The sequence below is a fragment of the Treponema sp. OMZ 305 genome (assembly GCF_024181325.1).
Taxonomy (GTDB): Bacteria; Spirochaetota; Spirochaetia; order Treponematales; family Treponemataceae; genus Treponema.
Window position 1 is genome coordinate 1,028,450 of the sequence record NZ_CP051300.1, and the last position, 25,391, is coordinate 1,053,840.

General features: G+C 48.5%; 20 protein-coding genes. 8 read left to right on the forward strand and 12 right to left on the reverse strand.

Annotation, left to right across the window (positions count from 1 at the left end; all coding sequences use genetic code 11):
- Positions 1-15: 15 nt before the first annotated feature.
- Positions 16-663 carry a shikimate kinase gene (locus tag ABK01_RS04610; RefSeq protein ID WP_253676397.1) on the forward strand — a complete coding sequence of 216 codons (648 nt, stop codon included), beginning with the start codon at positions 16-18 and terminating at the stop codon, positions 661-663.
- Here ABK01_RS04610 and ABK01_RS04615 read toward each other — a convergent pair.
- Positions 660-2,513 (reverse strand): hypothetical protein, encoded by a 1,854-nt coding sequence (locus ABK01_RS04615; RefSeq protein WP_253676398.1) that lies wholly within the window; start codon positions 2,511-2,513, stop codon positions 660-662. The two genes, ABK01_RS04610 and ABK01_RS04615, sit on opposite strands and share 4 nt — an antisense overlap.
- Before the next feature lie 195 nt (positions 2,514-2,708).
- Here ABK01_RS04615 and ABK01_RS04620 point away from each other — a divergent pair, with 195 nt between their 5' ends.
- On the forward strand, positions 2,709-4,796 hold the full coding sequence (locus ABK01_RS04620; RefSeq protein WP_253676399.1) for a methyl-accepting chemotaxis protein: 2,088 nt from the start codon (positions 2,709-2,711) through the stop codon (positions 4,794-4,796).
- Between the two features lie 157 nt (positions 4,797-4,953).
- Here the strand turns inward: ABK01_RS04620 and ABK01_RS04625 are convergent, their stop codons facing one another.
- The 11 genes from ABK01_RS04625 to ABK01_RS04675 all read right to left on the reverse strand — a co-directional run bounded on the left by ABK01_RS04625 (position 4,954) and on the right by ABK01_RS04675 (position 18,319).
- Entirely contained in the window at positions 4,954-5,376 is a 423-nt protein-coding gene (locus ABK01_RS04625; protein WP_006187911.1) for an ATP synthase subunit K, read from the reverse strand.
- Between the two features lie 163 nt (positions 5,377-5,539).
- The gene (locus tag ABK01_RS04630) at positions 5,540-7,531 is read right to left on the reverse strand and encodes a V-type ATP synthase subunit I (protein WP_253676400.1); all 1,992 of its coding nucleotides are present in this window, start codon (positions 7,529-7,531) and stop codon (positions 5,540-5,542) included.
- On the reverse strand, positions 7,528-8,145 hold the full coding sequence (locus ABK01_RS04635; protein WP_253676401.1) for a V-type ATP synthase subunit D: 618 nt from the start codon (positions 8,143-8,145) through the stop codon (positions 7,528-7,530). Before ABK01_RS04635 ends, ABK01_RS04630 begins: the two co-directional genes overlap by 4 nt.
- A 31-nt stretch (positions 8,146-8,176) precedes the next feature.
- Positions 8,177-9,496: a V-type ATP synthase subunit B gene (locus ABK01_RS04640; protein ID WP_253676402.1), complete on the reverse strand. Its 1,320-nt coding sequence runs from the start codon at positions 9,494-9,496 to the stop codon at positions 8,177-8,179.
- Entirely contained in the window at positions 9,477-11,270 is a 1,794-nt protein-coding gene (locus ABK01_RS04645) for a V-type ATP synthase subunit A (protein ID WP_253676403.1), read from the reverse strand. Before ABK01_RS04645 ends, ABK01_RS04640 begins: the two co-directional genes overlap by 20 nt.
- A complete protein-coding gene (locus tag ABK01_RS04650; RefSeq protein WP_006187904.1) occupies positions 11,267-11,812 on the reverse strand; it encodes a hypothetical protein in 546 nt (181 codons plus the stop codon). The genes ABK01_RS04645 and ABK01_RS04650 overlap by 4 nt, the downstream gene beginning before the upstream one ends.
- Before the next feature lie 3 nt (positions 11,813-11,815).
- Positions 11,816-12,430: a V-type ATP synthase subunit E gene (locus ABK01_RS04655; protein WP_253676404.1), complete on the reverse strand. Its 615-nt coding sequence runs from the start codon at positions 12,428-12,430 to the stop codon at positions 11,816-11,818.
- Positions 12,431-12,662: 232 nt separating this feature from the next.
- Complete coding sequence (locus ABK01_RS04660; protein ID WP_253676405.1) at positions 12,663-13,718, reverse strand: aldose epimerase family protein; 1,056 nt, start codon at positions 13,716-13,718, stop codon at positions 12,663-12,665.
- Between the two features lie 390 nt (positions 13,719-14,108).
- Positions 14,109-15,848, reverse strand: a complete 1,740-nt coding sequence (locus ABK01_RS04665; protein ID WP_253676406.1) for an ABC transporter ATP-binding protein — start codon at positions 15,846-15,848, stop codon at positions 14,109-14,111.
- On the reverse strand, positions 15,841-17,586 hold the full coding sequence (locus tag ABK01_RS04670; RefSeq protein ID WP_253676407.1) for an ABC transporter ATP-binding protein: 1,746 nt from the start codon (positions 17,584-17,586) through the stop codon (positions 15,841-15,843). The genes ABK01_RS04665 and ABK01_RS04670 overlap by 8 nt, the downstream gene beginning before the upstream one ends.
- Before the next feature lie 124 nt (positions 17,587-17,710).
- Positions 17,711-18,319, reverse strand: coding sequence for a TetR/AcrR family transcriptional regulator (locus ABK01_RS04675; RefSeq protein WP_253676408.1), 609 nt, complete (start codon positions 18,317-18,319; stop codon positions 17,711-17,713).
- Between the two features lie 131 nt (positions 18,320-18,450).
- Between ABK01_RS04675 and ABK01_RS04680 the strand changes: the two genes are divergently transcribed.
- The 6 genes from ABK01_RS04680 (at position 18,451) to ABK01_RS04700 (ending at position 25,380) form a co-directional block, all read left to right on the forward strand.
- Positions 18,451-20,523 (forward strand): hypothetical protein, encoded by a 2,073-nt coding sequence (locus ABK01_RS04680; protein ID WP_253676409.1) that lies wholly within the window; start codon positions 18,451-18,453, stop codon positions 20,521-20,523.
- A gap of 1 nt (position 20,524) precedes the next feature.
- Positions 20,525-21,658, forward strand: a complete 1,134-nt coding sequence (gene tgt / locus ABK01_RS04685) for a tRNA guanosine(34) transglycosylase Tgt (RefSeq protein WP_253676410.1) — start codon at positions 20,525-20,527, stop codon at positions 21,656-21,658.
- Positions 21,645-21,773 (forward strand): hypothetical protein, encoded by a 129-nt coding sequence (locus ABK01_RS11695; RefSeq protein WP_256481856.1) that lies wholly within the window; start codon positions 21,645-21,647, stop codon positions 21,771-21,773. Before tgt ends, ABK01_RS11695 begins: the two co-directional genes overlap by 14 nt.
- A 191-nt stretch (positions 21,774-21,964) precedes the next feature.
- Complete coding sequence (locus tag ABK01_RS04690) at positions 21,965-23,584, forward strand: ABC transporter substrate-binding protein (protein ID WP_253676411.1); 1,620 nt, start codon at positions 21,965-21,967, stop codon at positions 23,582-23,584.
- The gene (locus ABK01_RS04695; RefSeq protein ID WP_253676412.1) at positions 23,568-24,575 is read left to right on the forward strand and encodes an ABC transporter permease; all 1,008 of its coding nucleotides are present in this window, start codon (positions 23,568-23,570) and stop codon (positions 24,573-24,575) included. The genes ABK01_RS04690 and ABK01_RS04695 overlap by 17 nt, the downstream gene beginning before the upstream one ends.
- Positions 24,562-25,380 (forward strand): ABC transporter permease, encoded by an 819-nt coding sequence (locus ABK01_RS04700; protein ID WP_253676413.1) that lies wholly within the window; start codon positions 24,562-24,564, stop codon positions 25,378-25,380. The genes ABK01_RS04695 and ABK01_RS04700 overlap by 14 nt, the downstream gene beginning before the upstream one ends.
- Positions 25,381-25,391 lie beyond the last annotated feature (11 nt).

Sequence of the window (25,391 nt, forward strand, 5' to 3'; positions counted from 1 at the left end):
CGCTATTCTAAACCGATGATACTTTTGGGCTTGAGCCATGCAGGGAAGACCTCCGTAGGGCGGCTCCTTGCCGAACAGCTCAGGCTTCCCTTTTATGATACCGATGAGCGTATCTGTATCCGCACCGGCTTAACGCCGCGGGAACTTTGCCGTCAAGCTGGTTTATCCGCCCTACACGCTGCGGAAGCCGCCTCCTTGCGTGAATGCTGCTCTTTACATGCCTGCTGCGGCGATGCCCCAGCAGCCGAGTTATGGCAGTATTCCACACCTCTACCGCTGCGAATCGTCGGCTCTGTTGAGAACGGGCAGGATACAGCAGCCGAAAACGGCGCTGTCATTGCGGCGGGCGGCGGTATCTGCGATAACACGGAAGCGTCCGCTATCATTGCGGCGATACCGCTGCGGGTGTTCCTTTATGCAACGGAAGCGGTGCTTTTTGAACGGTTGACACGTGATGCGGTGCAAACAGGCTATTATCCTGCTTTTTTGCGCTTTCTACCTGCTGCTCAAAAAGCGGAGGCTCAGCAGCTTTTTACCGAATTGTATGTGCGCCGCACTGAGTTGTACCGCAAAAGCAGCACCCTCATCATCGATACGAGTGGCTTGGACTGTGCTGCCGTCGCTCAGAGGATAGCCGCCTCATTATTCTGCGGGTGTGGTTAAAAAGCAGCTGATACGTTTGCCGCTCGAATCTGATACACAAGCTTAACATCGTAATACGGCTTTTCATTTTTTACCGAAACTTCCAGTTTGCCGGAGTGTACCTTTCCAATACCGTTCCGCTTAAAACTGACATATACGCCGCCGCCGTACACGGGACTTTGCAGGTATATGATGCGCTCATTTTTGTTTTCTTCTTTCCGTATCGCTTGGGAAAATGAACCGTTGATACCGCAAAAAACACCGTCGGTAATGCAGAAATGACCGTTTATATGGACTGCATACTTCTTTAAAATAAACGGATTAGCGCTTTTGTCCTGCAATTCGACCGAAGCTCCGGCGGCAGCCTTTTGGAACCATTGAATGCCGCTAAACCATTTCGGTTTGCTTACGCATGTTAGTTCCGTTTTAAGCGTATGTAGCTCATTGCGGTAATCCCAGCTCGCCTTCCAGCGGACAACCTTATGTTTTACTTGCACGGTGAGTCCGCCGTTATGCACTATTGTCTTGTCTTCCATATTAAAGGCATAGAGCACGAACAACGAAAAAATCCCGACTTTAAAGTGCGGCTGAATAAAAGCGGTAACTTGTTCGTTTTGCTGTTTTCCATCCCAGTTAACGGCATGCGCTCCGGTATAGCTGCCGCCGGTTCGTATACCCGCATACCGGTACCAAGCATCGATTTCGGCTTGTACCGCACCGGAAACGGTTTTGTCTGCCGCATAGCTGCAAAAACCGATCGTTGAAAACGAGACAATCGGATGGGTAAAAACGGCATTCAGACCGAAAAGCGTGTGATAGCGTTGCCGTGTATATTCGCCGTTTATATCTAAGGATGTATTTGGAGTACCGGCCGGTTGACCCGCAGAAGCGCCTCCTCCTGCAGACTGTGCGGTAGATGTTTTTACCTCTCTAATCAATTCCGGCATAAAAGTAGTAAGGTATTGAACGGCAAAGTTGATATCAGCTTTTTTTCGATTCATACGCCAGCCGCCCATAATGCCGTAGCGCATCCGCTGCTTCTTTGGCTCGGGGCTTGCAAAAAAAGCTCCGTTCCATCCGCCGCCGTATACTTCAATCCCATATTGAATGGCTTTCTGTGCACTCCCGATACCGATAAACTGTTCTCGAGGGAATTTAAACCCGCCGTAGCTTGCCTTCGTTTTGGAATAATCGGTAAAGTTCGCGGCTTTTAAGAAACTGTCAAAGGTTAGGTTACCTGCGCCGAGGAACAGCGTCGGAATAGGCTTTTCAGGAAAAGAAGACTGCAGCGCTGCAAGCGGATACAGTCCAACACCGAAATTTCTCACCGAAAGTTCAAAGTAGGGTACGGGCATCGGCGATTCAAGTTGTAAATAGCCGATGTAGCCGCGGCCGCTGATTCCGGTGGAAATCCGTGCTCCTTTGCGAACGCTGTGTACATATCGGAAAAAATAGTCGTGTTTCGAGGCTGTCTCTTTCGAATTGGTATCAGCCGTATTGTTTTGCCGAATGTCCGATTCGGATGTCTCTTTGCCTGTCTGACGTTCGGTAGCTTTGTCCGTCTGTTGGGTAAGCGCTTTATCCGTTTGCTGCTCAGTTGATTCGCCCGTCTGTTGTCCGCCGCCTGTTTCCGATCCGGTTTCGGAAGCTTTATCGAAGTCGTATTCATCCTCCGTCTCGGTGTCGGAATCTTCATCGGTATCGTATTCCTCGCCGTTTTGTTGACCGAATATAAAACGGTCATTGGTTAGACGGTCAAAAAGCGATTGCTGTCCGTGGACTTGCATAGAAACGCATCCGAAGAGGGTAACAAACATACACAATAGGGTCGGCATACGCTTGATGCCGTAATAAAATCTTGTAAGGTTCATACCCTTTTTATGTGACATCAACGGCGTTTCGGCTAATAATTTTTATGCTTTGTGAAAAAAAGTTAAAAAATATGCGGATGCTGGGAGTTTTTTGATAATTGACATAATATATGTAGATAATGATAATAAACGTTACGCAATTAATAATCGTTCTACCGCCTTACGGCCATATTCGTTTTAGTGTGAGGAGAAGCTATGAAGAAACAACTCGGTTTGCAAAAAAGATTGATTATTATTTTTGCAATATTTATTGTTACGGTATCGATTTTGCAGACCGTTTTAGCTGGCAGTATTGTCAGACGGTCAATTACCGCAAAAGTAATGGAGCTATTGCAAAGCAAAGCAGTTACAACTGCTGAAAAAATCGATCATGAAATTGATAATCTTTCTTTCTGGTTAGAGGGTGTTGCCGATAGCCCCGTTCTGTTTGATGAAAGTTTAAGTATTCAAGACCGGTTGCGGGAGATTGACTTCCTGATTAAACGGCAACCGTCCGTAAAGAACTATGGTATGGCAGGGATGGACGGGAACCTTATCCGTGCTGATGGTAGCAGTTTCTTTTGCGGAAATCAATCGTGGTACAGTACGGTTATGAGCGGGACACCGTTTTTGTCCGAGCCTTTTCAAGCAGGCAAGGATCTTTTTCTCATCTCGTATGCAATTCCCATGTATGACAAGGATAAGCGGATTACCGGTTTCTTTTCAATCGATATCGACGGTCAATATCTTTCCGATATTTGTAAAACAGTTACTGTCGGTACGAGCGGTTCCGTCTTTATAGTTGGAATTAGTAGGAACATTATCGGTGATACCGATTTTAGCCGTGTTACTGCAAAAACGTCTATCACTGAGGCTGCGACTGACGATAAAGATATGGCTTCGTTATCTGCTCTTGTCGAATCGGTTTTTAACTCAAACGATGTTGTAAGCGGTTCAGGTTCGTATAACGGCGAAACTCAATTTGTTGTAGGAAAGAAGATGGAGACCGGTTGGGTAGTGATGCTGCGTGCTCCTGCAAAAGAGTTTTTAAGCGATGTTCGTACATTGAATCGTTGGATGTATTTGATCGGGATAGCAATGCTAATTATCGCTGCTGTCGTAGTGTATTGGTTGTCGCACCGGATTATCGGGCCGATTGTACGTGTAGCCACTGCATTAAAAGATATTGCACAGGGAGAAGGCGATCTAACCGTCAGCTTACCGGTAACCGGTCTGGACGAAATTCGCAATCTTTCCGAGTATTTTAATGAAACAATCGGGAAGATTAGAACGGCAATTCAATCGGTTGATAAAAATGCCGGCGCAATGACAAAGATAGGCGACGAGCTTGCACAAAATATGTCCGAAACTGCCGGAGCAGCGAACGAAATCAGTACGCATATTGAGGATGTAAAACGAAAGATTTTTACGCAAGCTTCAAGTGTTACCGAAACTTCCGCGACCATCGAAGAAATTATCCAAACGATTAAACAGCTAAACGGCAGTATTGCAACTCAGGCTGCAAGCGTTGCGGAATCTTCTTCGGCGATTGAAGAAATGGTTGCCAATATCGCCTCGATTACCAAGACTTTGGAGCGAACCGATGAATCGATAAAGTCACTCGCCTCTGCTACTTCCGACGGAAAAGAAACGCTGCACAGCTCCAATGCCATTACGCAAAAAATTGCAGAAGAGTCGGGGAGCTTAATAGAGGCGAGTGGTGTTATTCAACACATTGCTAGTCAGACAAACCTGCTTGCAATGAATGCGGCAATCGAAGCTGCCCATGCCGGTGAGGCGGGAAAAGGTTTCGCGGTCGTCGCCGATGAGATCCGCAAGCTGGCCGAAGATTCGGCAACGCAGGGAAAAACTATTACAACGACGCTTAAACAGTTCGGTACGGAAATCGAAAGTCTTTCTGCTTCGGCTCATACCGTTGAAGAAAAATTCAATGTTATTTTTAATCTGTCGGAACAGGTTAAGATGATGAGTAATCAACTGACCGAGGCAATGCGCGAACAGGAAAATGCCAGTAGAGAAGTTCTTACTGCAATTAAGAATATCAATACGGTTACAGTTGAAGTTAACAGCGGTTCTTCGGAAATGCTGAAAGGCGGTGAAAAAGCTGCAAAGGAAATGGCGATACTTGACGACCTTACCCGTGTTATCACCGGCAGTATGGACGAAATGACCTCTGGTGCATCATATATCAATACATCCGTGCAGGAGGTCAATCAAATCACCCAGCGTAATAAAGAGAGTATCGCCGGACTTGCTGCAGAAGTAAGCAAGTTTAAAGTGTAAAGCCCTAAAAGGTACTTACACCGGATATGTTTCTTCGAATGGTTGAATAGCCTATTTTATTATGCGGAGTTGTTAAAAAGAAATCTGATTATGACTCACGAGTCATAAAATAAAAAACGGATTCCGGCACAAGCCGAAATCCGTTTAAGCAGCACTGTTAGCAGTTAATCAGTCCGAAAACCATAACGAACAGCGCAACGGTTTCGCAAAGACCGACAACGGTGATGTACTGACCGAAGCCCTTACCGGTTTCCGCCAACGCATCGGAACCTGCTGCGGAAGCCTTGCCCTGCGCAATAGCGGAAGCTGCGATACCGAGACCGCACGCGACACCGACGCCCAACAGGAACCACGGATCAGCCTTTGATGTAAGCATTTTATTCATCAGCAAGAAGCCGTAGATGGTCTGCGTAAGCGGAGCGCCTGCAAATGCGAGGAGGATGAAGGGAGCCGGTTTATTATTCAAATAACACCGCTTCCACGCTCCGATTGTGCCCTGTCCTGCAATAGCAAGTCCTAATGCCGATCCGAATGCCGAAATACCGAGTGCAGCTGCTGCACCAAACATACCAAAACTCATTGAAGTCCTCCAAGTAATATCTACATGATCTATCTCACCGCTCCCGCGTATGAAATAAGAAATGTTAGCGTTACCGCTTTCTATCCGCCGATACTGACGCACCGGCGTTTTATCATATCTTCTAAGAACGTCGGCTTTTTAAAAGCTTCTCGTTTTAGAACCCTTATTCTGCAAACGGTTCGTATTTGAACCCTGCCCACGTTAACCCGACATGGTTTGAAAACTCTAATGTATTAAGCCGTACTCCGTGTACGATAACCGAAAGTACGTTCATAATATAGTTCAACCCGTGTCCGAAGAATAACAGCAGCACACCAAAAAAGATGAGGAAGCTGCCGAGTGCCGGACCCGCCATCTGGTTGACCGTCGCGCTGATTGCAGAACCTGCAAGCCCGACTGCCCAAAGGCGGATATAGCTCATAATATCGGCAAAGACGTTTACCACCCCTAAGAACATCGTGATGATATTTTTAAGGCTGTCAACAATACTCTGCCCGATACCGGTTTGATAATTTGAAAAAATAAAGTTAAGCGCAAAGCCGCCGCCTACCGCAATCAGTACCGGTTGGTTAATCTGGTACCGCTCGGCGCTGACGACAAGGCTTAACACTACAACATACATTCCGCAGAGCATCGCAATGGAACCAATGTGTCCCAGTATCTGTGGAGAACGGATATTCCGCACAATCGAGATGATATGCCCGATTGTCAGCTGAATAAGCCCGAGCGTAAAGCAGAACTGCATCAAGTTAGCATTCCTGATACTCTCCTCGGTCACATTCGAGATAGCCGGTATGGAGAGATTTTTCATCCATGCGGGGATGTACTCCACCGAGATGCCGAACCAGTTGCAGGTTGCAGTTCCCCAGATAACAGTTAGAACACCGAGGTAGAGGAACATCTGCATAGCGAGCGGAGCGGGCTGCTCCTTCGCTTTTGCTTTGACGATTCCGATAAGCGACAAGATCACGAGGATACCGCCGTAGCCTGCGTCCCCGAAAATCATCGCAAAGAAGATACCGAAAAAGAGCAGGAACCACAGCGAAATATCGGGTTCGCGGTAGCCCGGCACGGTACCGAGGAAGTCCGTCAGCGGGGTAAGCAGCTGTACGAACCGGTTATGCCGCATTGCAGTCGGAACAGCATCTTCTTCAGCCGGATCATCAGCAATAAATGCCCAGCCGTTTGCCTTTGCAAGCCCTGCAAAATCCGCTTGCTTTTCAGCAAGGATATAGCCGGAAAGCCGCGCAAGCCGTCTCGGTTCTTTTCCGGCTGCCCCGGTAGTGCCGTTTGCAGCATTACCGGCACCGACCGCCGCAGTAGCTGCGCTGCCGGAAACGGCAGAAGCGGTATTACCCACATCAGACGCATTAACCGTTACGGAAGAACCGGCAGCCGCCGTATCTTCTTCAAGTGGAATGACTTCCATACCGGCACGGACGGTTTCAAACTCAATCTCTTTTGCAAGCTTTTTTGCCTCCGCCTTTAACGGCGCAAGCAATTCAGTCCGTGCCCCAATCTTTGCTTTGAATGAGGGCAGCTGTTTTTGCAGCCGTTCCCTTTCGGTATGCATTGCCGAAAGCCGCATATCCGGTAAAATAAGCGGACTAAAATCGGACGGCAAATCGGCAGGAACATCTGCGGTTTCGGACACTATCGCAAAGCGGACTGTTTTTTTGCCGCCTGCAAGCCGTACCGTTTTAATCGTTTCAGGCAATGCGGTATACGACTTTTCCGGAAGCTCACCCATCGTCAAATAGATGCCATTTTCTTCAAAACTGCGGATATCTGCGGGCTCAAAATCCCCCCAAGCATTGTATGCTTCGATGTCGCCGGTCAGCTTATTGATTGCAGCTCGTGTATTTGATTCTTGGTCTTTGAGGTCAAGAATCTCATCAACTGCCTGCAATAAGTCATTCCGGTTCAATGTGAGCGGTTCAGTCTTTGCTTTTTCCGCTTTTTTCGGCTGCGATTCGGTAATCAATGCTTCCGCTTGCTGCAATCTCGTGTATGTGTTCTGCAGCTCCGTTAAGGTATCGCTTGAAGCGGCTTCCTTTTCGATATGCACGGCACCAAAGTTCCGCAGTGTTTTTAACGCTGCCTTTTTCTGAGAATCCAGCACAAGGAGCGTCAGTTTTTTCATCGGTAAAATCATGCTGTTTCCTCCTCATCCGGAGCGTTCTTTTCCAAGTTTTTCTTGGAAATTTTTCCGCGCACAACCGCCGCTACCTGCTGATCTCCCAGATACACGGAAATCTTTTTGATGTTCCGCTTTGTTTCCGGTATCTTTACCTTTTCAAACAAGTTGACCCGCTGCGTTGTGGTACGCAGTTCGTTGTTGAGCCGTGCCACCTGTTCATCGAGGATTTGGGCTTCAAGATCGAGCGATAAAACCCGCTCCATCCGGTCGCAAGCAATGTCGAGCCAGAGCGGCGTTGTAAAAAGATCGTACCTGCTGCGTTCAAAGTCCGCTCCGGAAAATACCGGTATCGAAACACCGGCAATATTTCCCGTCGAAGTACGCACTTCTTTCACCTTGAGGATTTCAGGCGTAAAGACTCCCGCTTCACCGAAGACGGCAATCCACTGCTCAAACTCCTTGTGCAGCGCGTCTCGGTTCAGCCGAACCTCTTTTGCATGCGTCTCAATCGTGCGGATTTCGGTTTGCAGCTGCTGTTTTTTAAGCTGAAGCGTCGGCAAGTACCGCTGGAACATCTTAAGCGATTCTTTTTGATTTTTCAGCTCGTTTTTCGTCAGTTTAATAGCCATCGCTATTCCTTATAATAGAGAAGGAAACGCATTAATCCGCGGAGGGATTGTTCTGCGCATCCTTGGGCCAGAAGGTTTTGATCAAATCGGACTTAATACCGGTTTCCTCAGGAGTAAAGCAGGACGAAAGAATCTTCCATCCGTTATCGAGCGCTTCCTCAAGCGGAATGTTTACCGACAAATCCATCATACGGGATTCAAAAAGCTCACCGTATTTCAGCAGCTTGCCGTCCCATTCGCTCATCATAAAGCCCATCGACTTTTTCTCAAGCGTGTCCTTGTAGGAGGCATAGAGCTTGATCATGTTGTCCATCAATGCGCGGTGATCTTCGCGGGTCTTTCCGTTGACGTTCTGCTTGAGACGGGAAAGACTTCCGAACGGTTCGATGCGTCCGTGTTTAAGATAGAACTGACCTTCGGTGATATATCCGGTGTTATCGGGAACGGGGTGCGTTACGTCGTCGCCGGGCATGGTGGTAACGGCAAGAACGGTAACCGAACCTGCATCGTCAAAGTCAACCGCCTTTTCGTAGCGGGCGGCAAGCTGGCTGTAAAGGTCGCCGGGATAACCGCGGTTTGACGGAACCTGCTCTTGTATAATGGCGATTTCCTTCATTGCATCGGCGAAGTTGGTCATATCGGTTAAAAGAACGAGGACGTCCTTGCCCTTGAGTGCAAATTGTTCACCGACTGCAAGACACATATCGGGGATCATCAAACATTCTACCGTCGGGTCGGCGGCGGTGTGTACAAACATCACCGTGCGGCTCAGCGCGCCTGCTTCTTCCAGCGTATCCTTAAAATAGAGGTAGTCGTCGTATTTAAGCCCCATACCGCCGAGTACGATGACATCAACCTCAGCCTGCATTGCGATACGTGCGAGCAGCTCGTTGTAGGGTTCACCGGAGCTTGAGAAAATCGGCAGCTTCTGAGAAACCACGAGGGTGTTGAATACGTCGATCATCGGAATACCGGTTCTGATCATACGTTTCGCCATGATACGCTTGGACGGGTTTACGGACGGGCCGCCGATTTCTACCATATTCTCCTTGAGCATCGGGCCTTGGTCGCGCGGCTCTCCCGAACCGTTAAAGATACGTCCGAGTAAGTCATCGGAAAAGCTTACCTGCATTTCCCGACCGAGGAAGCGTACTTCATCACCGGTGGAAACACCGCGTCCACCAGCAAATACCTGCAGCGAAACAAGATCGCCGTCCAGCTTATTGACCTGTGCAAGTGAGGCGCCAAAGCTTGTCTGAACCTGCGCAAGCTCCCCGTAGGACACATCTTCAGCCTTGACGGTTATAACCGAACCGTTAATGGATTCAATCTTACTGTACACTTTCTTCATGATGTGCCTCCGCTTCTTTTATGAGTTTTGCCGCTTTTTCATCAAGCCCTGTTGCCTTATCGGAAAGCGCTCCGGTAATAGCTGCTTCGTGCTGCTTAAATTCCGGCGATTCCCACGGCGAATAGTTATAGTCGATAAAGGACTGGCGCAGCTTGTTAAAGTACGCACGGGCTTCATCCTTGGTATTAAAGGAGAATTGAGAGCCCAATATGCGCAGGATCAGTTTGTAAATATAGCGCTGACGCTCTACGGAAACGGCATCGTCAACCTTATCGAAGGAGTTTTGCTGCAAATAAACCGCGTCGAGGAAGTCGCCCTTCAAGTAGACGATAAAGTCTTCCATACTGGTACCTTCTTCACCGACAACCTTCATCATCTGTTCGACCTCGGTACCGCGGCGGAGCATTCCTCTGCCGTATTCCACCTGTGCCGTGCCGAGTACGCTTGGGTATTTTGACCATGAATCGAGCGGGTGGATGGCAGGATATTTACGGGCATCGGAGCGTTCGCGGGAAAGTCCGTGGAAGGCACCGACAACTTTGAGCGTTGCCTGCGTAACCGGCTCTTCAAAGTTACCGCCTGCAGGGGAAACCGTACCGCCGATCGTTACGGAGCCTTTGCTGCCGTCCTTTAAGCGGACAATACCGGCGCGCTCATAGAACGCTGCAATGTAGGATTCCAAGTAGGCGGGGAAGGCTTCCTCACCGGGGATTTCCTCCAAGCGTCCGGACATTTCGCGTAAAGCCTGTGCCCAACGGCTGGTGGAGTCTGCAAGGAGCAGAACGTCAAGCCCCATCTGGCGGTAGTATTCGGCAAGGGTAACGCCGGTATAAACCGAAGCCTCGCGCGCCGCAACCGGCATCGACGATGTATTACAGATGATAACCGTCCGCTCCATCAGGGTACGTCCCGTGCGGGGGTCGGTTAATTCAGGGAATTCTTTTAAGGTTTCTACAACTTCACCGGCACGCTCACCGCAGGCGGCAATGATAACGATATCAACCTCTGCGTTACGGCTGGTTGCGTGCTGTAAAACGGTTTTACCGGCACCGAACGGCCCCGGAATACAATAGGTTCCGCCCTTTGCTACCGGGAAGAAGGTATCTACGGTGCGGATTTTGGTAACAAGCGTTTCTGAGGGCTTGAGCCGTTCGGCATAGCAGTCAATCGCACGCTTTACCGGCCAGCGGAAGCTCATCGTAAGCGGGTACTTTTTTCCGCGCTCGTCGGTTACTTCCGCAATGGTTTCGTGTACGGTGTACTGTCCCGCCGGTTTAATGGAAGAAAGCGTGTATGTGCCGTACATACCGAAGGGAAGCATAATCCGGTGGGTAAAGTTCCCCTCCGGCACGGTTCCCAGCACATCGCCGCGCACGAGCGTATCGCCGACCTGTGCAACCGGCGTAAAATCCCACTGTGCTTCGGTAGGAAGCGCATTCAAATAGATACCGCGCTCCAAAAAGTAGCCCGCCTTTTCTGCAAGGTCGGGGAGCGGGTTCTGCAAACCGTCATACACTCTGCCGAGCAATCCCGGCCCGAGTTCAACCGACAAGAGATCTCCGGTAAACTCAACTTCATCACCGACGCGGATACCCTTGGTAATTTCGAATACCTGCATCTGAGCAACGGAGCCGCGTATACGGATGATCTCGCTCTTCAATTTGGTGTCGCCGATATGGACGTAGCCAACTTCGTTTAACGTAACCAGACCGTCAAACTCAACGCTGACCATATTCCCGTTAATACCGACTACCTTTCCTTTCGTTCCTCTCATATCTTTTCTCCGAGAATTTGTGTATAAATTGAGTGATATTCTGTGCGGCCGGTTTCCATCTTAAATTTTGAAGCCCGTTCGCTCAACAGTAATACAATTCCATAGCCGAAAACCGCTTCGCTATCAAAGAAATGCAGTTTCCGCAGCTGATCCGCTGCCGCAAGCCGCGCATTCAGCAAATACCGTTCCGCCGCTAAGGGGTCATCGATGTTGGAAACCCCGCGCACAATAGCGCCGATATCAAAGGCGGAAGCAGGTGTTTCCGCAGGAGCAATCCGCTCATCCCGTTTCAGCTTTGCAGCGCGCATTTGTTCAAGTGCAAACCGCAGTTCTTGTTCAAACGCATACCATTCGTTCACCACAGCAGAAGCCGTATGGACAGCCTCGCGGGGCGGAACAAGCGTTAAAGATTCCAGCACTGCGGCATCTTTTTCAGTTAAAAACCGCAGGGCAAGCTCTTTAAATTGCGCATAAGAAAGCGGCGGATCGGTGTGCGGCATAATTGACGGCAGCTGAGCCATCAAATAATAGTATGAAGCCACTCCTTATAACTCCTTTACCGCATCCTTCAACAGGCGTGCAGCGCGTGAGCTGATATAGGCAGAAAACAAATCGGCGACTGATTCCGCAGAGAAATCATAGTATGCCGAACCGTCCTTTACCCCAATTCTAAAGCCGCCTGCAAGCTGTGCATCGGATTTAACCTCGATACCTTTTTCAATCTCTTTCTTAAACGCAGCAAGCAAAGCGCTTTCCAGCTTTTGTGCATCTTCGGGAGAAAGAACAACGGAAATATCGGCTTCGTTGGTTTTAATCCAGCCCTTTACCGCTTCGGGAATGAGCGTTTTGAGTACATCGCTGTTATATGCCGCTGCAGTTTCCGTTTTGATGAGGGCATCGAGAGAAGCGGTAACTCCTTCTCTAAAGGCGATGAGCGCATTGCGGCAAGCCTGTTTAACGGCAGCCTCCGAAGCGTTCGTAAACCGTTGAGATTCGCTTTCAGCCTTCTTTAGCAAGGTTTCAGCCTCTTTTTCCGCATCCGCAACGATAGCCTTTGCCTTTTTCTCCGCTTCGGCAATGATACCTGCAGCTTGCTGTTCAGCAGAAGCAATACCGTCCTGCTTGATCTTTTCAACAAGATCCTGTAACTGAACTTCCATAATCAACTCACCTCTCTTATATATCTATAATAAATATTGATTTATAACCATTCTACTCAAGTTTTATTCTATCAGTTTCTACCATAGATGGCGCAGAATAATGAAGCATAATACAGAGCAGTTATCCGGCATCATTAAACCTCTTCGACAATGCAAGAATACCGGCATCGAACACGTTTATTACTGCTCCGAAAGCCCTGCTGCCGACTCTATGCAGCAGTCAGTCCCACTGCTACACAGTAAAACGCCACTGTGTTTCATGCCGGTATACTTCGCCGGGATGTACCCATACGGAAGGAAACTCAGCGTGATTGGGCGAATCCGGTACGTGCTGGGTTTCAAAGCACACGGCAGAATGCTTGTTGTACACATCGCCGTTTTTCCCCTGCTCTCCGTTCAAAAAATTCGCGGTATACATTGTGATCGCCGACTGGGTTGAATAAATATGAAGCGTTCTGCCTGTTACCGGCTCCATTACAACCGCAGCAAGCGGAATATCACCCGTGCTGTCCGCATCGCGCAGCCATGTCCCGTCGTAACCGTTTTCAAGCTTGGCAAAATCCTGTAATAGCGGCTTTGATGTACGGAAATCAAACGGAGTTCCTTCTACCGGTATCAGCGCCCCGGTCGGCAGCAATGAATTGTCAACAGCTACATACCGGCTTGCGAAAAGTTGTACCTGATGATTAAGAGCCGAAACATAACCGCCATCCGCCTCCATTCCGGCAGGATTGAGATTAAAATACGTATGGTTTGTCAAATTGATCGGAGTTGTTTTCGTGGTATGAGCTTCATAACGCAAGATGATGGTATTATCTTTGCTGAGGGTATATGAAACGGTAAGCCGGACTTCTCCGGGGAACCCTTGTTCGCCATCGGGGCTTATTCGGGAAAAACGCACTCCCGCCTCATCGCTGCCGGAAATAATGTCAGCTTGCCACAACTGCCGGTCATACGCAGGATAGCCGCCGTGCAGACAGTGTTTCCCGCCTGAATTACGGGTCAGCTGATACTTGGTACCATCTAAAACAAATTCGGCATTCGCAATCCGCCCTGCACACCTGCCGATAATCGAGCCGAAGTGAGGCTTATTGCGGATATATCCTTCGAGCGTGGAATAGCCAAGCACAACATCGTCATATCCGCCCTTTGCTGCAGGTAATAAAATTGCGGTAATACAGCAGCCGTAATCGGTTACCGAAAATGACATTGTACCATTAGAAACCGTAAAAATCGATACCGCATCTCCCGACGACAGCATCCCGAACCGCTCTTTTCTGACTTCCATACTACCTAAACACCTGCCCAAAGTTACCTGCAAAAAAGCAAACGCTTGTACTTATTGTACAATCCTTTCCACAAATTTACAAGAATACTTTTGAAAATATATGGACCCTTATAAATTGCAAGAGGTATTGCCCCAAAAGAATAATCAAGTACACTTGTAATGATGCTGCACAGCATACTTTTTTTCTTCCTCTTTGAAACCGTTTTCTACCAACTAAAATTCTTTTTCTAAACTCGCAATATACTCTTTCAAACAAACTTACCTCCTTTTTCTTCACAGTTTTCTCTCTACATATTTGCCGATATTATACCATTTTTTAATGTCTTTTCCACTGATCAGATTTTTCCCCCACCCGAACGCAGTGAGGGTAACCTCCATATAACTATATAATTATTTATGTACCTTCCAGCTTGCAGCTTCGCGCCGTTCGCCGATAAAGTTTCGGTAAATGCCGTCCTGCTCCATCAGTTGGGTATGGGTGCCGTGCTGCACAATCTTGCCGTGGTCTACGACGATGATCTGATCGGCTCTCTCTACGGTTTTCAGCCGATGGGCAATCATGATAACGGTCTTTTCGGCGGTCAGCGCTTGGATGGCGTGCATCAGTTCGTTTTCATTTTCGGGATCGACGTTGGCGGTTGCCTCATCCAAAAAGATGACCGGTGCGTTTTTCATCATGGCGCGGGCAATGGAGATGCGCTGCTTTTCGCCGCCGGAAAGACTTGCGCCGCCTTCACCGACAACCGTATCGTATCCGTGGGGAAGGCTTGAGATAAAGTCATGGCAGCAGGCCTTTTTCGCCGCAGCGATCACATCTTCCATCGGAGCGCCGGACTGACCAAAGCGGATATTGTTGGCGATGGTGTCGTGGAATAAATAGACCGATTGGAACACAAAACTGAAATTCGCCATCAAGGAATCCATATCGTAATCTTTCACATTCCGGCCGCCCAGCATAACGGTTCCCCCGTCTACATCCCAGAACCGTGCAAGCAGATTTACCAAGGTGGTTTTTCCTCCGCCGGAAGGACCGACAATCGCCGTCGTGGTCTTTTCCGGAATATGCAATGAAATACCGTCGATGATCTTTCGCTTCTCATAAGAAAATGCGATATCCTGCGCAGTAATATCACGCACTGCCGGTGTAATATTTTCTCCGGATATATCCATCTGCGGCGTGTTCAGAATTTCCTGCGCCCGGTCAACACTCATATCAACCACGCGCAGCAGTGATGAGTATTGTCCTGCCGTTTCCAAACTGGTATAGATGATAAATGCGGAGATTACCATGACAACAGCATTCAGCGCGTCCATGCTTCCGGCACAATAAAATGCGCATGAAAAAGCTACCATTGCCACACCGGTAAGCTTGGCAATAAAACTCTGCAATGCTATGCGGGGCACCAGTGTCATTTCCATGTCGATATTGATCTTGCTGTTTTCCGAGATTGCCTCATTTAATTCCCTGCTCTTAACTCCCGTCAATCGGTAAGCCTTAACCTCGGTCATCCCTTGCAGGTATTCCAGAACTTTTTCTACGAGCCTTTCATCTGCGAGTATCTTTTTTCCCGACACCTTTTCGGAAGCAATCCGGAGACGGCTGTTTGCAAAAAGAAACAACGAAAAACCGCAGAGCAGCACACAGGCGATTCTCCAGTCGAAGAAAAACAGCATGACGACAATAAGCGAGGTTGTAAGCAAGCCGTCGCAGACAAGCATTACCACACGGGTTGCAATATTTTCAAGACTTTCCATTATATTAGTTGTGATAGATGTAATCTGCCCGAGGCTGTTGGCGTTAAAGTATCCCATCGGAAGATACCGCAGATGCTCCGCAATCTCCACCCGTTTTTTCGCACAAGTGTCATAGCCCCCTTCGGTCTGCAACATAACGGCCTTTGATTTTAGCAATCCCGATCCGGCAATGCTGATCAGCATAATCCCTAACGAGAGCAGGATATCTTTTGTGTCTACCGTTCCGTTCATCAGCGCCCGAATCATCACCGCAATCGCCGGAATTTTTAGCGCTTCAAACAGAGCCTGAATAACATTGAGTTTAATGGAAGTGATGAATTTCCGGCGGTTTTCTTCACCGCAGAACGCAAAAAACTTTCTAATAACTTTAAGCATGATCTTTCACCTCCATATGTGCATTCCACATCGTTTCATATAACCCGTGATGAGAAAGAAGCTCATCATGGGTTCCGCTGTCTGCAACGGCGCCGTCTTTAATGACATAAATACAATCGGCAGCGGTAATCGTCGAGAGCCGGTGCGCAATCACGATGAGCGTCTTCCCCTCCGTCAGCTTAGAAATAGAGCGCTGAATAACTGCCTCGTTTTCAGGGTCGGTGTAGGCGGTTGCCTCATCCAAAATGATAATGGGTGCCGCTTTCAGCATTGCTCTGGCAATGGAAATACGCTGCCGCTCGCCGCCGGAAAGATGCCCGCCGGAAGTGCCTACCACGGTATCGTAACCGTGCTCCAGTTCCAAAATGAATTCATGGCAACCGCTTTGTCTTGCCGCTTCCTCCACTTCTGCATCAGTTGCATCCGCTCGTCCAATGCGGATATTTTCCCTGACCGTCATGTTGAATAGATAATTATCCTGCGAGACAAAGGCAATCTTATCCGAATACGCCTCTTGCGGAATTTCACGAATGTCCGTATCCCCCAGCAAAATTGAGCCACTGCTCACATCCCAGAGAGACGCGATGAGGCGCGCAATGGTACTCTTTCCGCTGCCGGAAGGACCGACCAGCGCAATAAAGCTGCCCTCCGGGATTTCCATCGAAATGCCGTGAAGCACTTCCTTTTCCTTATACGAAAAACGAACATCCTGCAGCTTCAATGTGTTTTCTTTTGGAATAGCTCCGTCTACAGGACGCTCCATTTCGGGAGCATACAGAATACTTTGAACTTCACCGAAGATGGTTCCCATGGTTCGAAAATCGTCCGAATAACTCATCAAGGTTATAAGCGGTGTGATGATGCCGACAGACAAAATAATGATTGTTACCAGATTCTGCGGAGAAAGATATCCTCCCTTTACCAAAAGACCGCCGATGGGGAGCACGGAAACCATTGTAGCGGGCATGATTACCGTGGCGAATGTAAAGGTGAGAATACAGGAGCGCATCCAATCGATATAGCTGTGAGCGGCTTCATATGCATCATGCACGAAGCGGTCGTAGGAACTTTTTGTATTTCCGAAGACCTTGATGACTTGAATACCACCGATATATTCAACCGCCGTATCATTGAGTGCCTTTGTGGCTGTAACCGTGCGTTGATAAAATTGAGGACTGCCCTTCATCATAAGACCGTAACAGAAAAAGCCCACCGGTATCGTTGCAAGCGAAGCCAATCCCATACGCCAGTCAATGGTAAAAATATAGATCAAAATGATGACGGGGATCAGTAAATTTGCGGTGAACTCCGGAACGATATGCGCAAGTGTTGTTTCAATGCTGTCGATACGTTCGATGAGTGTATTCTTGAGCGCCCCGGAACTTTGCTCCAGCACCGCCCCCAGCGGCATTCTTGTCAGTTTTTCCGTGCAGCGTTTTCGGAGTTCAGCAAGCACTGCAAACGTTGCTCTATGACTTGTCGATGTGCTAAGCGCATGAAACAGTACACGGCAAAACCAGAACGCTGCGATAATCAGACAACGTATCATATAATATGATAGGTCTTTGTTTCCGCTCATCAAACCGTGTACGATTCCGGCAACAACAAAATACGGTGCGATGGAAAAGGCCACGCCGATAACTGCAAGGATAACACTCAGCACATATTGTCCTTTGTGTTCCCCTGTTTGTCCCAACGCCCACGCGATAGGCGAAGGACTTTTTTCTTTTTCCTTCATAAGCAAACTTCCTTTTGTTAGCTAACAAACAATAGTTAGCGTTAGCTAACATTTACTTAAACTCATCGCCACTCTTCACACACGAGGCGGTGTGTCTTTTAACACTATTCAATTATGCAAGCTATCAGAACCCTAACAACTGCTTCCAGCCCGGAACAAAGAATGCCTCTACCGTTGTTAAGCAGCGGAGCGCTTCTGCCACGCTGTAATTATGGATAACCGGTTCAAAGAGCGCGGTCGTATATGCCGAAAGCAAAAGATGCAGCTCCTTTGGAGTAATGTCCCTCACCGCATAGCCCTGCGCTTTCAGCATCGGCATATATTGTAAAAGCTGCGCTTGCTGCCCCTCTGTAAGATCGTGGAGGAAATGCTCGTACTTACTCCCCCGCGATTTTGCCAGCAATAGATGATATTCTTCCATGTTCGGATAGATAATCTCACGCATCATGTCGATTTCAGAATCCCGCCACTGTATACGTTCTTCGTGATGGACTGCATCCACATAGCGCGCAACGTGCGCATCCAACCAAGCGTTTATGCGATCCACCGCAGGAGCGACAATTTGATCAAAGAGATCTGCTTTATCTACACAATGCCGATATATTCCCGCAGCCGTCATACCGCAGCGTTCAGCAATGCTCCGCATAGAAGACTTATCAAAGCCCATCTCCATAAATTCGGCTTTTGCTGCAGCTATAATTTTTATATGATTGGCGGTTTTGTCTCTCGGCATGGATTCCTTCTTTTGCATACATCGTTAGCTAACACATATAAACATACAACCGATTGGGGTAGGTGTCAAGGGGATGAAGGAAGGGGAACAAAAAATTGCAGTTTTTGATGTAATAAGATACAATAGAGAATATGCTTGAAAGTGTAAGTCCGATAATACTACATCAGATAAACGGAGCGGCGCATTGCTGTCTTGCTTCGGGGATGGAGCCGCGTGCTTTTGCGCATTCGGCTGTTACCGATTATCTTCACGACGCCTGTTTGCGTATTGCGCCTGACGGGACGGTGCAGGTGTTTCATCTTAATGAGACCGTTACGTTTTTTAATGCGGAAACAGGACGGGAAGAGGTTGGGATTGTACTCCCGCTGCGGGAAGCGCAACCGCTTATCGCTTTGGCTTGTCCCGATACGGATGCTGCTGCTGCCGGTGCGTTCTGCGATCCGCAGGCGTTTTTTCGTGCAGAGGATGTATTACGAAAGCTGTACCGGCTTTTTTCTTGTCTCATCGCTGCGTATCAGCACGGTACGGTAAGCGAAGCTTTTTTCCGAGCAGCTATGTCCGCTCCTTTGTGTTTACTGGTAGAGGGAGGAACGGACGGCGGCGCTCAAGATCTTATCGTACTTCCGCCTCGATTAGTACTCCGCTGCGTTACTGCCGAAACGGCGGCGGCGCTCCGCTTCCAGTATCCGTGGGTACATCCCGATGCGGAGCGTGTGCCGCTTGACGATGCTGCGTGTTTTTTTCTTGCAACACTCAGTTATGCCTGCATCACCGGAACGCCGCCTTTTAACAGTGCCGCTATCCCGTTTGCAGCGGTAGACACTGCTGAGGCTTGCGGGAGCAGTGCGGCGGAACGGCTGGTGCAGAATATACGGGACGGCGTGTATGTGCCGGTTGAACTCCGCTGTCCGGCGCTGCGTTCACAGTTTGCGCGGCTTATCGATGACGGGTTGGCCGTAGCCGCGGGGCAGGGGAGCGCTAAAACTACAGGCCGGCACGGTAGTGTCGAAGCCGCTGCATATAAGAGCCTCGGTCTTGAAAAAATTGCGGGCGGCGGTATAATGCCTAACTGCCGTACCGCGCCGCTGCTGCCGCTTGTAGAACAGTTCTGCAGCTATTCGTGCGGAGGGTTTAATACCCCGACGCTCTGCGTCGTAACAAAGGGTATTAAAGCCGACTGCAACCACCTTATGAGAACAACATACCCCGACGCTCGCGTCGGGGTTGTTGATTGCGATGAATCGCTGCCGCTGTTCGCCGGTATACAGGCGGACGGAGTACCGGCGCAGCAGCCGGACACGCAGAAGGCAGGTGTGCAGGAGCAAGCGGCGCCACCCAAAGAGGCTGAGGTACAGGCAGCTGAGGATTCAGCGCAACAGGCGGCGCTCAATGCTTTTATTCAAAAGGCGCGGAAGCGCATCAGCCGAAAACGCTTTGTTAGACGGAATTCCGGCAAAATTGCGGCAGTGGCGGTACTATGTGCTGTGCTTATTGCCGTAACGGCAGCGGTTGTAATGCATCTCCGTAAACCGCCTGAAACGGCAGGTATGTCAGCGGAAGCGGTGATACGCGGTTTTTATACCGCCGTCGGAACACTCGATCAAACGATAACCGGCGCTTATACCAAAAACAAAGCCGCTGCCTTATACGACGGTCTGATGGTGCATTTGTATGTAACCGGTAAAACACGCGAGGCCTACGAGCGCAAAAAGATTTATTACATGCCTCAGGAGTTCTTCAACCTCTGTGAATCTGCGCGGAGTGCCGATGCCGTACCCGTTGCCGATGATGAGCTCATTCGCTATAAAAAAGCGGTGATCAAATTGCTGGGCGGAGGTTCCGTCTACGGTATTTCCGGCTTAGAGATTGCTCCCGCTGCCCAGACAGGCTGGTTTGACGTGAGGTTTTATCACTGGCTGCCGATTTTTTCATCGGAAGAAGCTGAGGCGGCGGCAAAGGCTATGGAAAAAGCACTCGAAGCTTCTGTAAGCGCATCCAATGCGGAGCTTTCGGAGCGGAGCGCTTTTCCCGTACAGGTACTCTATAAGCATGACAGGGTACAGGTCATATCGGTTAAGGGCAGCTTTTTTATCGGGGCAATCGAATCGGCGGAAAGTACGGTTGCCGCTGATTCGAGCAATGCGCTGCTCGAAGATTGTGCATTACCGCCCGCGGGCAGGCCGGCCTATTTAAAAGGATTGTAATATGAGAGAACGAAAAAATATCTATACGCTTTTACATCAGGATGCGGGGTCAGCTGCCCGCACGGGAGTGATACGCCTGCCTCACGGTACGGTACAAACCCCCGCCTTTATGCCGGTGGGAACGGCCGCGACGGTAAAAGGTATAACCAAAGATGATTTACACGAGATAGGTTTTGAAATCATTTTAGCGAATACCTATCACCTCTTTTTACGACCGGGAATGGACGTCATCAAGCAGGCGGGCGGGCTGCACGGGTTTTCCGGTTGGAATAAAAACTTTTTGACGGATTCGGGTGGCTTTCAGGTATTCTCGCTGTCTCAGTTGCGGAAAATTAAGGAAGAAGGGGTAACATTTCAGAGCCATATTGACGGGAGCAGGCAGTTTTTAAGCCCCGAAATCGCGGTGCAGGTGCAGGCCGCCTTTAACAGCGACATTCAAATGCAGCTCGATATCTGTTCCCCCTACGGTATTCCCAAAAAGGAAACCGAAAAAGCGCTGACGCTCACAACCGCGTGGATGCATCGGGCGGTGCGGGAATGGGATCAAACGGAAGGGTACGAGGGAAGCCTTTTCCCGATTATACAAGGCGGCTTTTTTGAAGATCTCCGTATCAGAAGTATCGAATCGATTATGGAATGTGATCCGCACGGTATCGCAATCGGCGGCCTTTCCGTCGGCGAACCTGAGGAGGTATACAAGGAATTTTTAGCCTTTACCGCCGCACATGTTCCCAAACATAAACCGCTCTATGTGATGGGTATCGGCACCCCCGATTATATTTTAGAGGCGGTAAAGAACGGCGTCGATATTTTTGACTGCGTGCTTCCCTCACGGAATGCGCGGAACGGAAACTTGTTTACCCGTACCGGTCCCATCTCAATTAAAAAGAAAGAATATGAATACGATTTCGGCCCGATCGATCCGAGCTGCTCCTGCAAGGTATGCCGGAATTACAGCCGCGCATATCTGCGGCACCTGTTCCGCTGTAAGGAGATTCTGTATTCAATGCTTGCAACCTACCACAACTTAGCATTCCTCCATCGAATGGTTGCCGAAATCAGGGAGTCAATCACCGAAGATCGTTTTTCGGAATACTACCGCCGCTTCCTGAAAGATTATTATGGACGGGCTTAGAGCTTGTGAACAAGGCATTGCGAAAGACTTGAGCGCCGCATATACCGCTATGAATGGCAGTGGCGGCGATGTGCCAGGGCAGGGTATTAAAGTATTGACAAAAAATGTAAAATAAGGTTTACTTGCTCCGGTAAAAGGTTATGACAAAAATGAAGATTAAAAGTAATATTACACTGAAAAAAAAGAATGCCCCCCCCCCCCCCCCCCCCCGATTTGCTGTTGGGAACATAACAAAAAACTAATCGAATTTTTTATTACGGTTTATACACATACATACCTATATTTTTCTCAAAAAGGAAAACAGAGATGAAAAAGAGTCTTTTTCTATTGGCTGTCTTCGCTCTATGCGCCGCAGCCTGTACCAAGACCAAGTCGGCAGGTCAGGATGCCGACAAAACTTCGTCCAACCCGGAAGCGAAAAGAGAAATCGTTGTGTCGATGGGTTCACGTATTCCACACGAATTTGAACCGAAAAAGCGATGGGGTATGTACAACGAGGCACATATCTTACACAGCACTCTTTTACAAAAAACCGCTGATCTTGATATTGTAGGAGATTTTGCAAAGGACTATACAATTTCTCCCGACGGAAAAACATGGACATTCCATTTGTATGACAATTTCAAATTTTCAAATGGCGAACCGGTTACGGCGGAAGATGTCAAATTTTCTTACGAAATGCTGAAAGAAGACGGGAAGCATTGGGAATTGGGTTTTATAAAAAACATAACCATACCCGAAAAAGACACCATTATGTTTGAACTTGAACAGCCTCGCTCAACCTTTGTCGCGCAGCTTACCGAAGTACCGATTGTCCCGAAAGCGCACTATGACGAGCATTATTCTGAAAACCCGATTGGATCAGGTCCATATATGTTACAGCAATATGATGAAGGCGAACAAGCTATTTTTACGGTAAATCCGTATTGGCACGATAAAGAGCCGTATTTTAAAAAATGGACGTGGGTCTTACTTGATGAGAACACCGCGCTTGCAGCCGCAAAAGCCGGTAAAGTTGATATGATTTACGCAATTCCCGAATTTGCCGATGTACAGATTCCGGGCTGGAAATTATTTGAATTTGAGTCAAATGATGTTCGCGGTCTTTCTTTGCCGTACGTCAAGCCGAACACCGTTGTTTCGCCCGATGGGTATCCTGTAGGCAATGCCGTTACCAGCGATCCTGCAATACGAAAAGCGTTGAATATCGGTTTAAACCGGAGTGAAATAGTAAAGACGGTATTAAACGGACATGGGAAACCGGCCTTTTCCGTAGTAGACGGTATGCCGTGGTGGAATCCCCAAACAGCTATTCAGGATTCCCGCATCGAGGAAGCAAACGAATTGCTGGAAAAGGCCGGTTGGAAGATCGGTAAAAACGGTATACGGGAAAAAGACGGCATTGCCGCGTCCTTCAATCTATACTATCCGACTAATGATAAACTACGCACTAATGTTGCCGTTACTGCAGCAGAACAGGCAAAAGCCTTAGGTATCGATATCAAACTGATAGGAAGCAACTGGGATGAGATGATTACAAAATCGCATAGCGACTCCCTTTTGTATGCAGGCGGACGACATCACGCACAACAGTTTTACGAATCGCACCATCCGAGCACGGCGGGACACGGCTGGACGAATATCACATTTTACAATAATCCTACCGTTACTTCTTATCTGGAAAAAGCAATGACCGCATCAAGTGTTGAAGAAGCAAATAAATATTGGAAACTTGCACAATGGGACGGCACTACCGGAGCAAGTACTTTAGGAGATTTACCGTTCTGCTGGCTTATTCGGTTTAACCACACCTATTTAGGTGATAAACACATCAATGTCGGAAAGCAGCCTGTTCATAGCCACGGCCATGACTGGTCGCTGTTACACAATATTTACGAATGGACATGGGATGAAAACGCCGAATAAGCGGCTCAATACAAAAGTGCAGTTTATTGCAGGAAAGCTCGTGCGCGGGCTTTCTCTGCTGATTGGGTTATCGGTATTTGCATTCATATTAGTACGAACCTCACCGGTTGATCCCGTGCTGGCAAGCGTTAATTACGATATGTCGCTTACCGAACAGCAATACCAAGCGATTGCGGAGTATTGGGGGTTAAACGAACCGCCGGTAACGCAATATTTTGTATGGCTTAAAAATATGCTGACCGGCAATATGGGTACTTCACGGATTTACCGTAAACCGGTAGCGCAGATTATACAGGCGCGGGCGGGAGCTTCGTTTGCGCTTATGGGGATATCGTGGCTGCTTTCGGGCATTATCGGTTTTTTGCTTGGTACGGCCGCGGCATTTAAACGCGGAACACTGCTTGACAGAAGTATTAAATGGCTTGCGTATCTGCAAGCCTCGATACCCGCCTTTTGGATCGGGCTTATTTTTTTACTGATATTTGCAGTTAAGCTTAATTGGTTTCCGATCGGTATTTCTGTGCCGATAGGCGTTGCTCGAGAAAGCGTAACGCTTGCCGAACGGCTCTATCATCTTATTTTGCCGGTATTGACGTTAAGTGTACTCGGCATTGCAAATATAACGCTGCATACACGCGAAAAAATGATCGATGTGCTTTCAAGCGAATATGTTGTGTTTGCCCGCGCCCGCGGCGAAACCGATTTTCAGATTTTTAAATATCATGCGGTGCGGAATGCTGCGATGCCGGCTGTTACCATTCATTTTTCGTATTTCGGAGAACTGTTCGGCGGATCGGTGCTGGCAGAACAGGTGTTCTCGTATCCGGGGTTGGGCTTAACGCTTACGGAGGCTGGAATGAAAAGCGATATCCCGCTTTTGCTCGGTATTGTGATGATCGGAGCTGTTTTTGTGTTTGCTGGGAATCTTACTGCCGACATTCTCAATGCAGCGCTTAATCCACGCCTTAAAGAGGAGCATGGCAATGGTTGAGCTGCATTCAAGGCAGCGTTTAATGCGGTCTATTACCGTTTCGTCGCTGTTGATCGTTACAATTTTGATTGCAAGTTTTATGCTTGCAAATACAAATTTGGTGTCCGATTACTCGGCCAAAAACCTTCCGCCGTCCGCTGCTCATCTTTTCGGTACGGACTGGCTTGGCAGGGATATGCTGACGCGTACCGTAAAGGGTTTGCGTTTTTCGATGATAATCGGGCTGCTCGGTTCAGCTATCGGTGTGCTTGTTGCCGTGGCGCTGGGGATTATTGCTGCAGTAGGCGGAAAAAAAGCGGACGCGGTTATCTTGTGGCTCATCGATATGTTTATCGGAATGCCGCATCTCGTTTTTCTAATTCTCATTTCTTTTGCTGCCGGAAGAGGCGCAAAAGGTATTATTATCGGTGTTGCGTTGACGCATTGGCCGACTCTTGCCCGTTTGGTCAGAAATGAAGTTAAGGCGATACAAAATTTTGAGTATATTAAGATATCGGAAAGTTTTGGAAAAAGTCGCTGTTTTATCGTAAAGAATCACTTGTTTCCGGCTATTCTTCCGCAAATAATGGTAGGCTTTCTTTTGCTCTTTCCTCATGCCATCTTACATGAAGCATCTATGACTTTTTTGGGTTTCGGGCTTTCAGCAGAGAAACCGTCCGTCGGCATCATTTTATCCGAAGCGGTAAAGCATATATCGCTGGGACATTGGTGGCTCGCAGTGTTTCCCGGAGCACTGCTTGCTATCTTGGTAAAAAGTTTCGATTCCATCGGGGAGTCGCTTAGGTTCTTCATTGCACCGCAGTGAGGTTGCCCCTT

Bases quoted from the DNA above. Each gene is read 5' to 3' on its own strand.
- ABK01_RS04610 (WP_253676397.1), top strand. From the start codon at position 16: ATGATACTTTTGGGCTTGAGCCATGCAGGGAAGACCTCCGTAGGGCGG.
- ABK01_RS04615 (WP_253676398.1), bottom strand. From the start codon at position 2,513: ATGAACCTTACAAGATTTTATTACGGCATCAAGCGTATGCCGACCCTA.
- ABK01_RS04620 (WP_253676399.1), top strand. From the start codon at position 2,709: ATGAAGAAACAACTCGGTTTGCAAAAAAGATTGATTATTATTTTTGCA.
- ABK01_RS04625 (WP_006187911.1), bottom strand. From the start codon at position 5,376: ATGAGTTTTGGTATGTTTGGTGCAGCAGCTGCACTCGGTATTTCGGCA.
- ABK01_RS04630 (WP_253676400.1), bottom strand. From the start codon at position 7,531: ATGATTTTACCGATGAAAAAACTGACGCTCCTTGTGCTGGATTCTCAG.
- ABK01_RS04635 (WP_253676401.1), bottom strand. From the start codon at position 8,145: ATGGCTATTAAACTGACGAAAAACGAGCTGAAAAATCAAAAAGAATCG.
- ABK01_RS04640 (WP_253676402.1), bottom strand. From the start codon at position 9,496: ATGAAGAAAGTGTACAGTAAGATTGAATCCATTAACGGTTCGGTTATA.
- ABK01_RS04645 (WP_253676403.1), bottom strand. From the start codon at position 11,270: ATGAGAGGAACGAAAGGAAAGGTAGTCGGTATTAACGGGAATATGGTC.
- ABK01_RS04655 (WP_253676404.1), bottom strand. From the start codon at position 12,430: ATGGAAGTTCAGTTACAGGATCTTGTTGAAAAGATCAAGCAGGACGGT.
- ABK01_RS04660 (WP_253676405.1), bottom strand. From the start codon at position 13,718: ATGGAAGTCAGAAAAGAGCGGTTCGGGATGCTGTCGTCGGGAGATGCG.
- ABK01_RS04665 (WP_253676406.1), bottom strand. From the start codon at position 15,848: ATGCTTAAAGTTATTAGAAAGTTTTTTGCGTTCTGCGGTGAAGAAAAC.
- ABK01_RS04670 (WP_253676407.1), bottom strand. From the start codon at position 17,586: ATGAAGGAAAAAGAAAAAAGTCCTTCGCCTATCGCGTGGGCGTTGGGA.
- ABK01_RS04675 (WP_253676408.1), bottom strand. From the start codon at position 18,319: ATGCCGAGAGACAAAACCGCCAATCATATAAAAATTATAGCTGCAGCA.
- ABK01_RS04680 (WP_253676409.1), top strand. From the start codon at position 18,451: ATGCTTGAAAGTGTAAGTCCGATAATACTACATCAGATAAACGGAGCG.
- tgt (WP_253676410.1), top strand. From the start codon at position 20,525: ATGAGAGAACGAAAAAATATCTATACGCTTTTACATCAGGATGCGGGG.
- ABK01_RS11695 (WP_256481856.1), top strand. From the start codon at position 21,645: ATGGACGGGCTTAGAGCTTGTGAACAAGGCATTGCGAAAGACTTGAGC.
- ABK01_RS04690 (WP_253676411.1), top strand. From the start codon at position 21,965: ATGAAAAAGAGTCTTTTTCTATTGGCTGTCTTCGCTCTATGCGCCGCA.
- ABK01_RS04695 (WP_253676412.1), top strand. From the start codon at position 23,568: ATGAAAACGCCGAATAAGCGGCTCAATACAAAAGTGCAGTTTATTGCA.
- ABK01_RS04700 (WP_253676413.1), top strand. From the start codon at position 24,562: ATGGCAATGGTTGAGCTGCATTCAAGGCAGCGTTTAATGCGGTCTATT.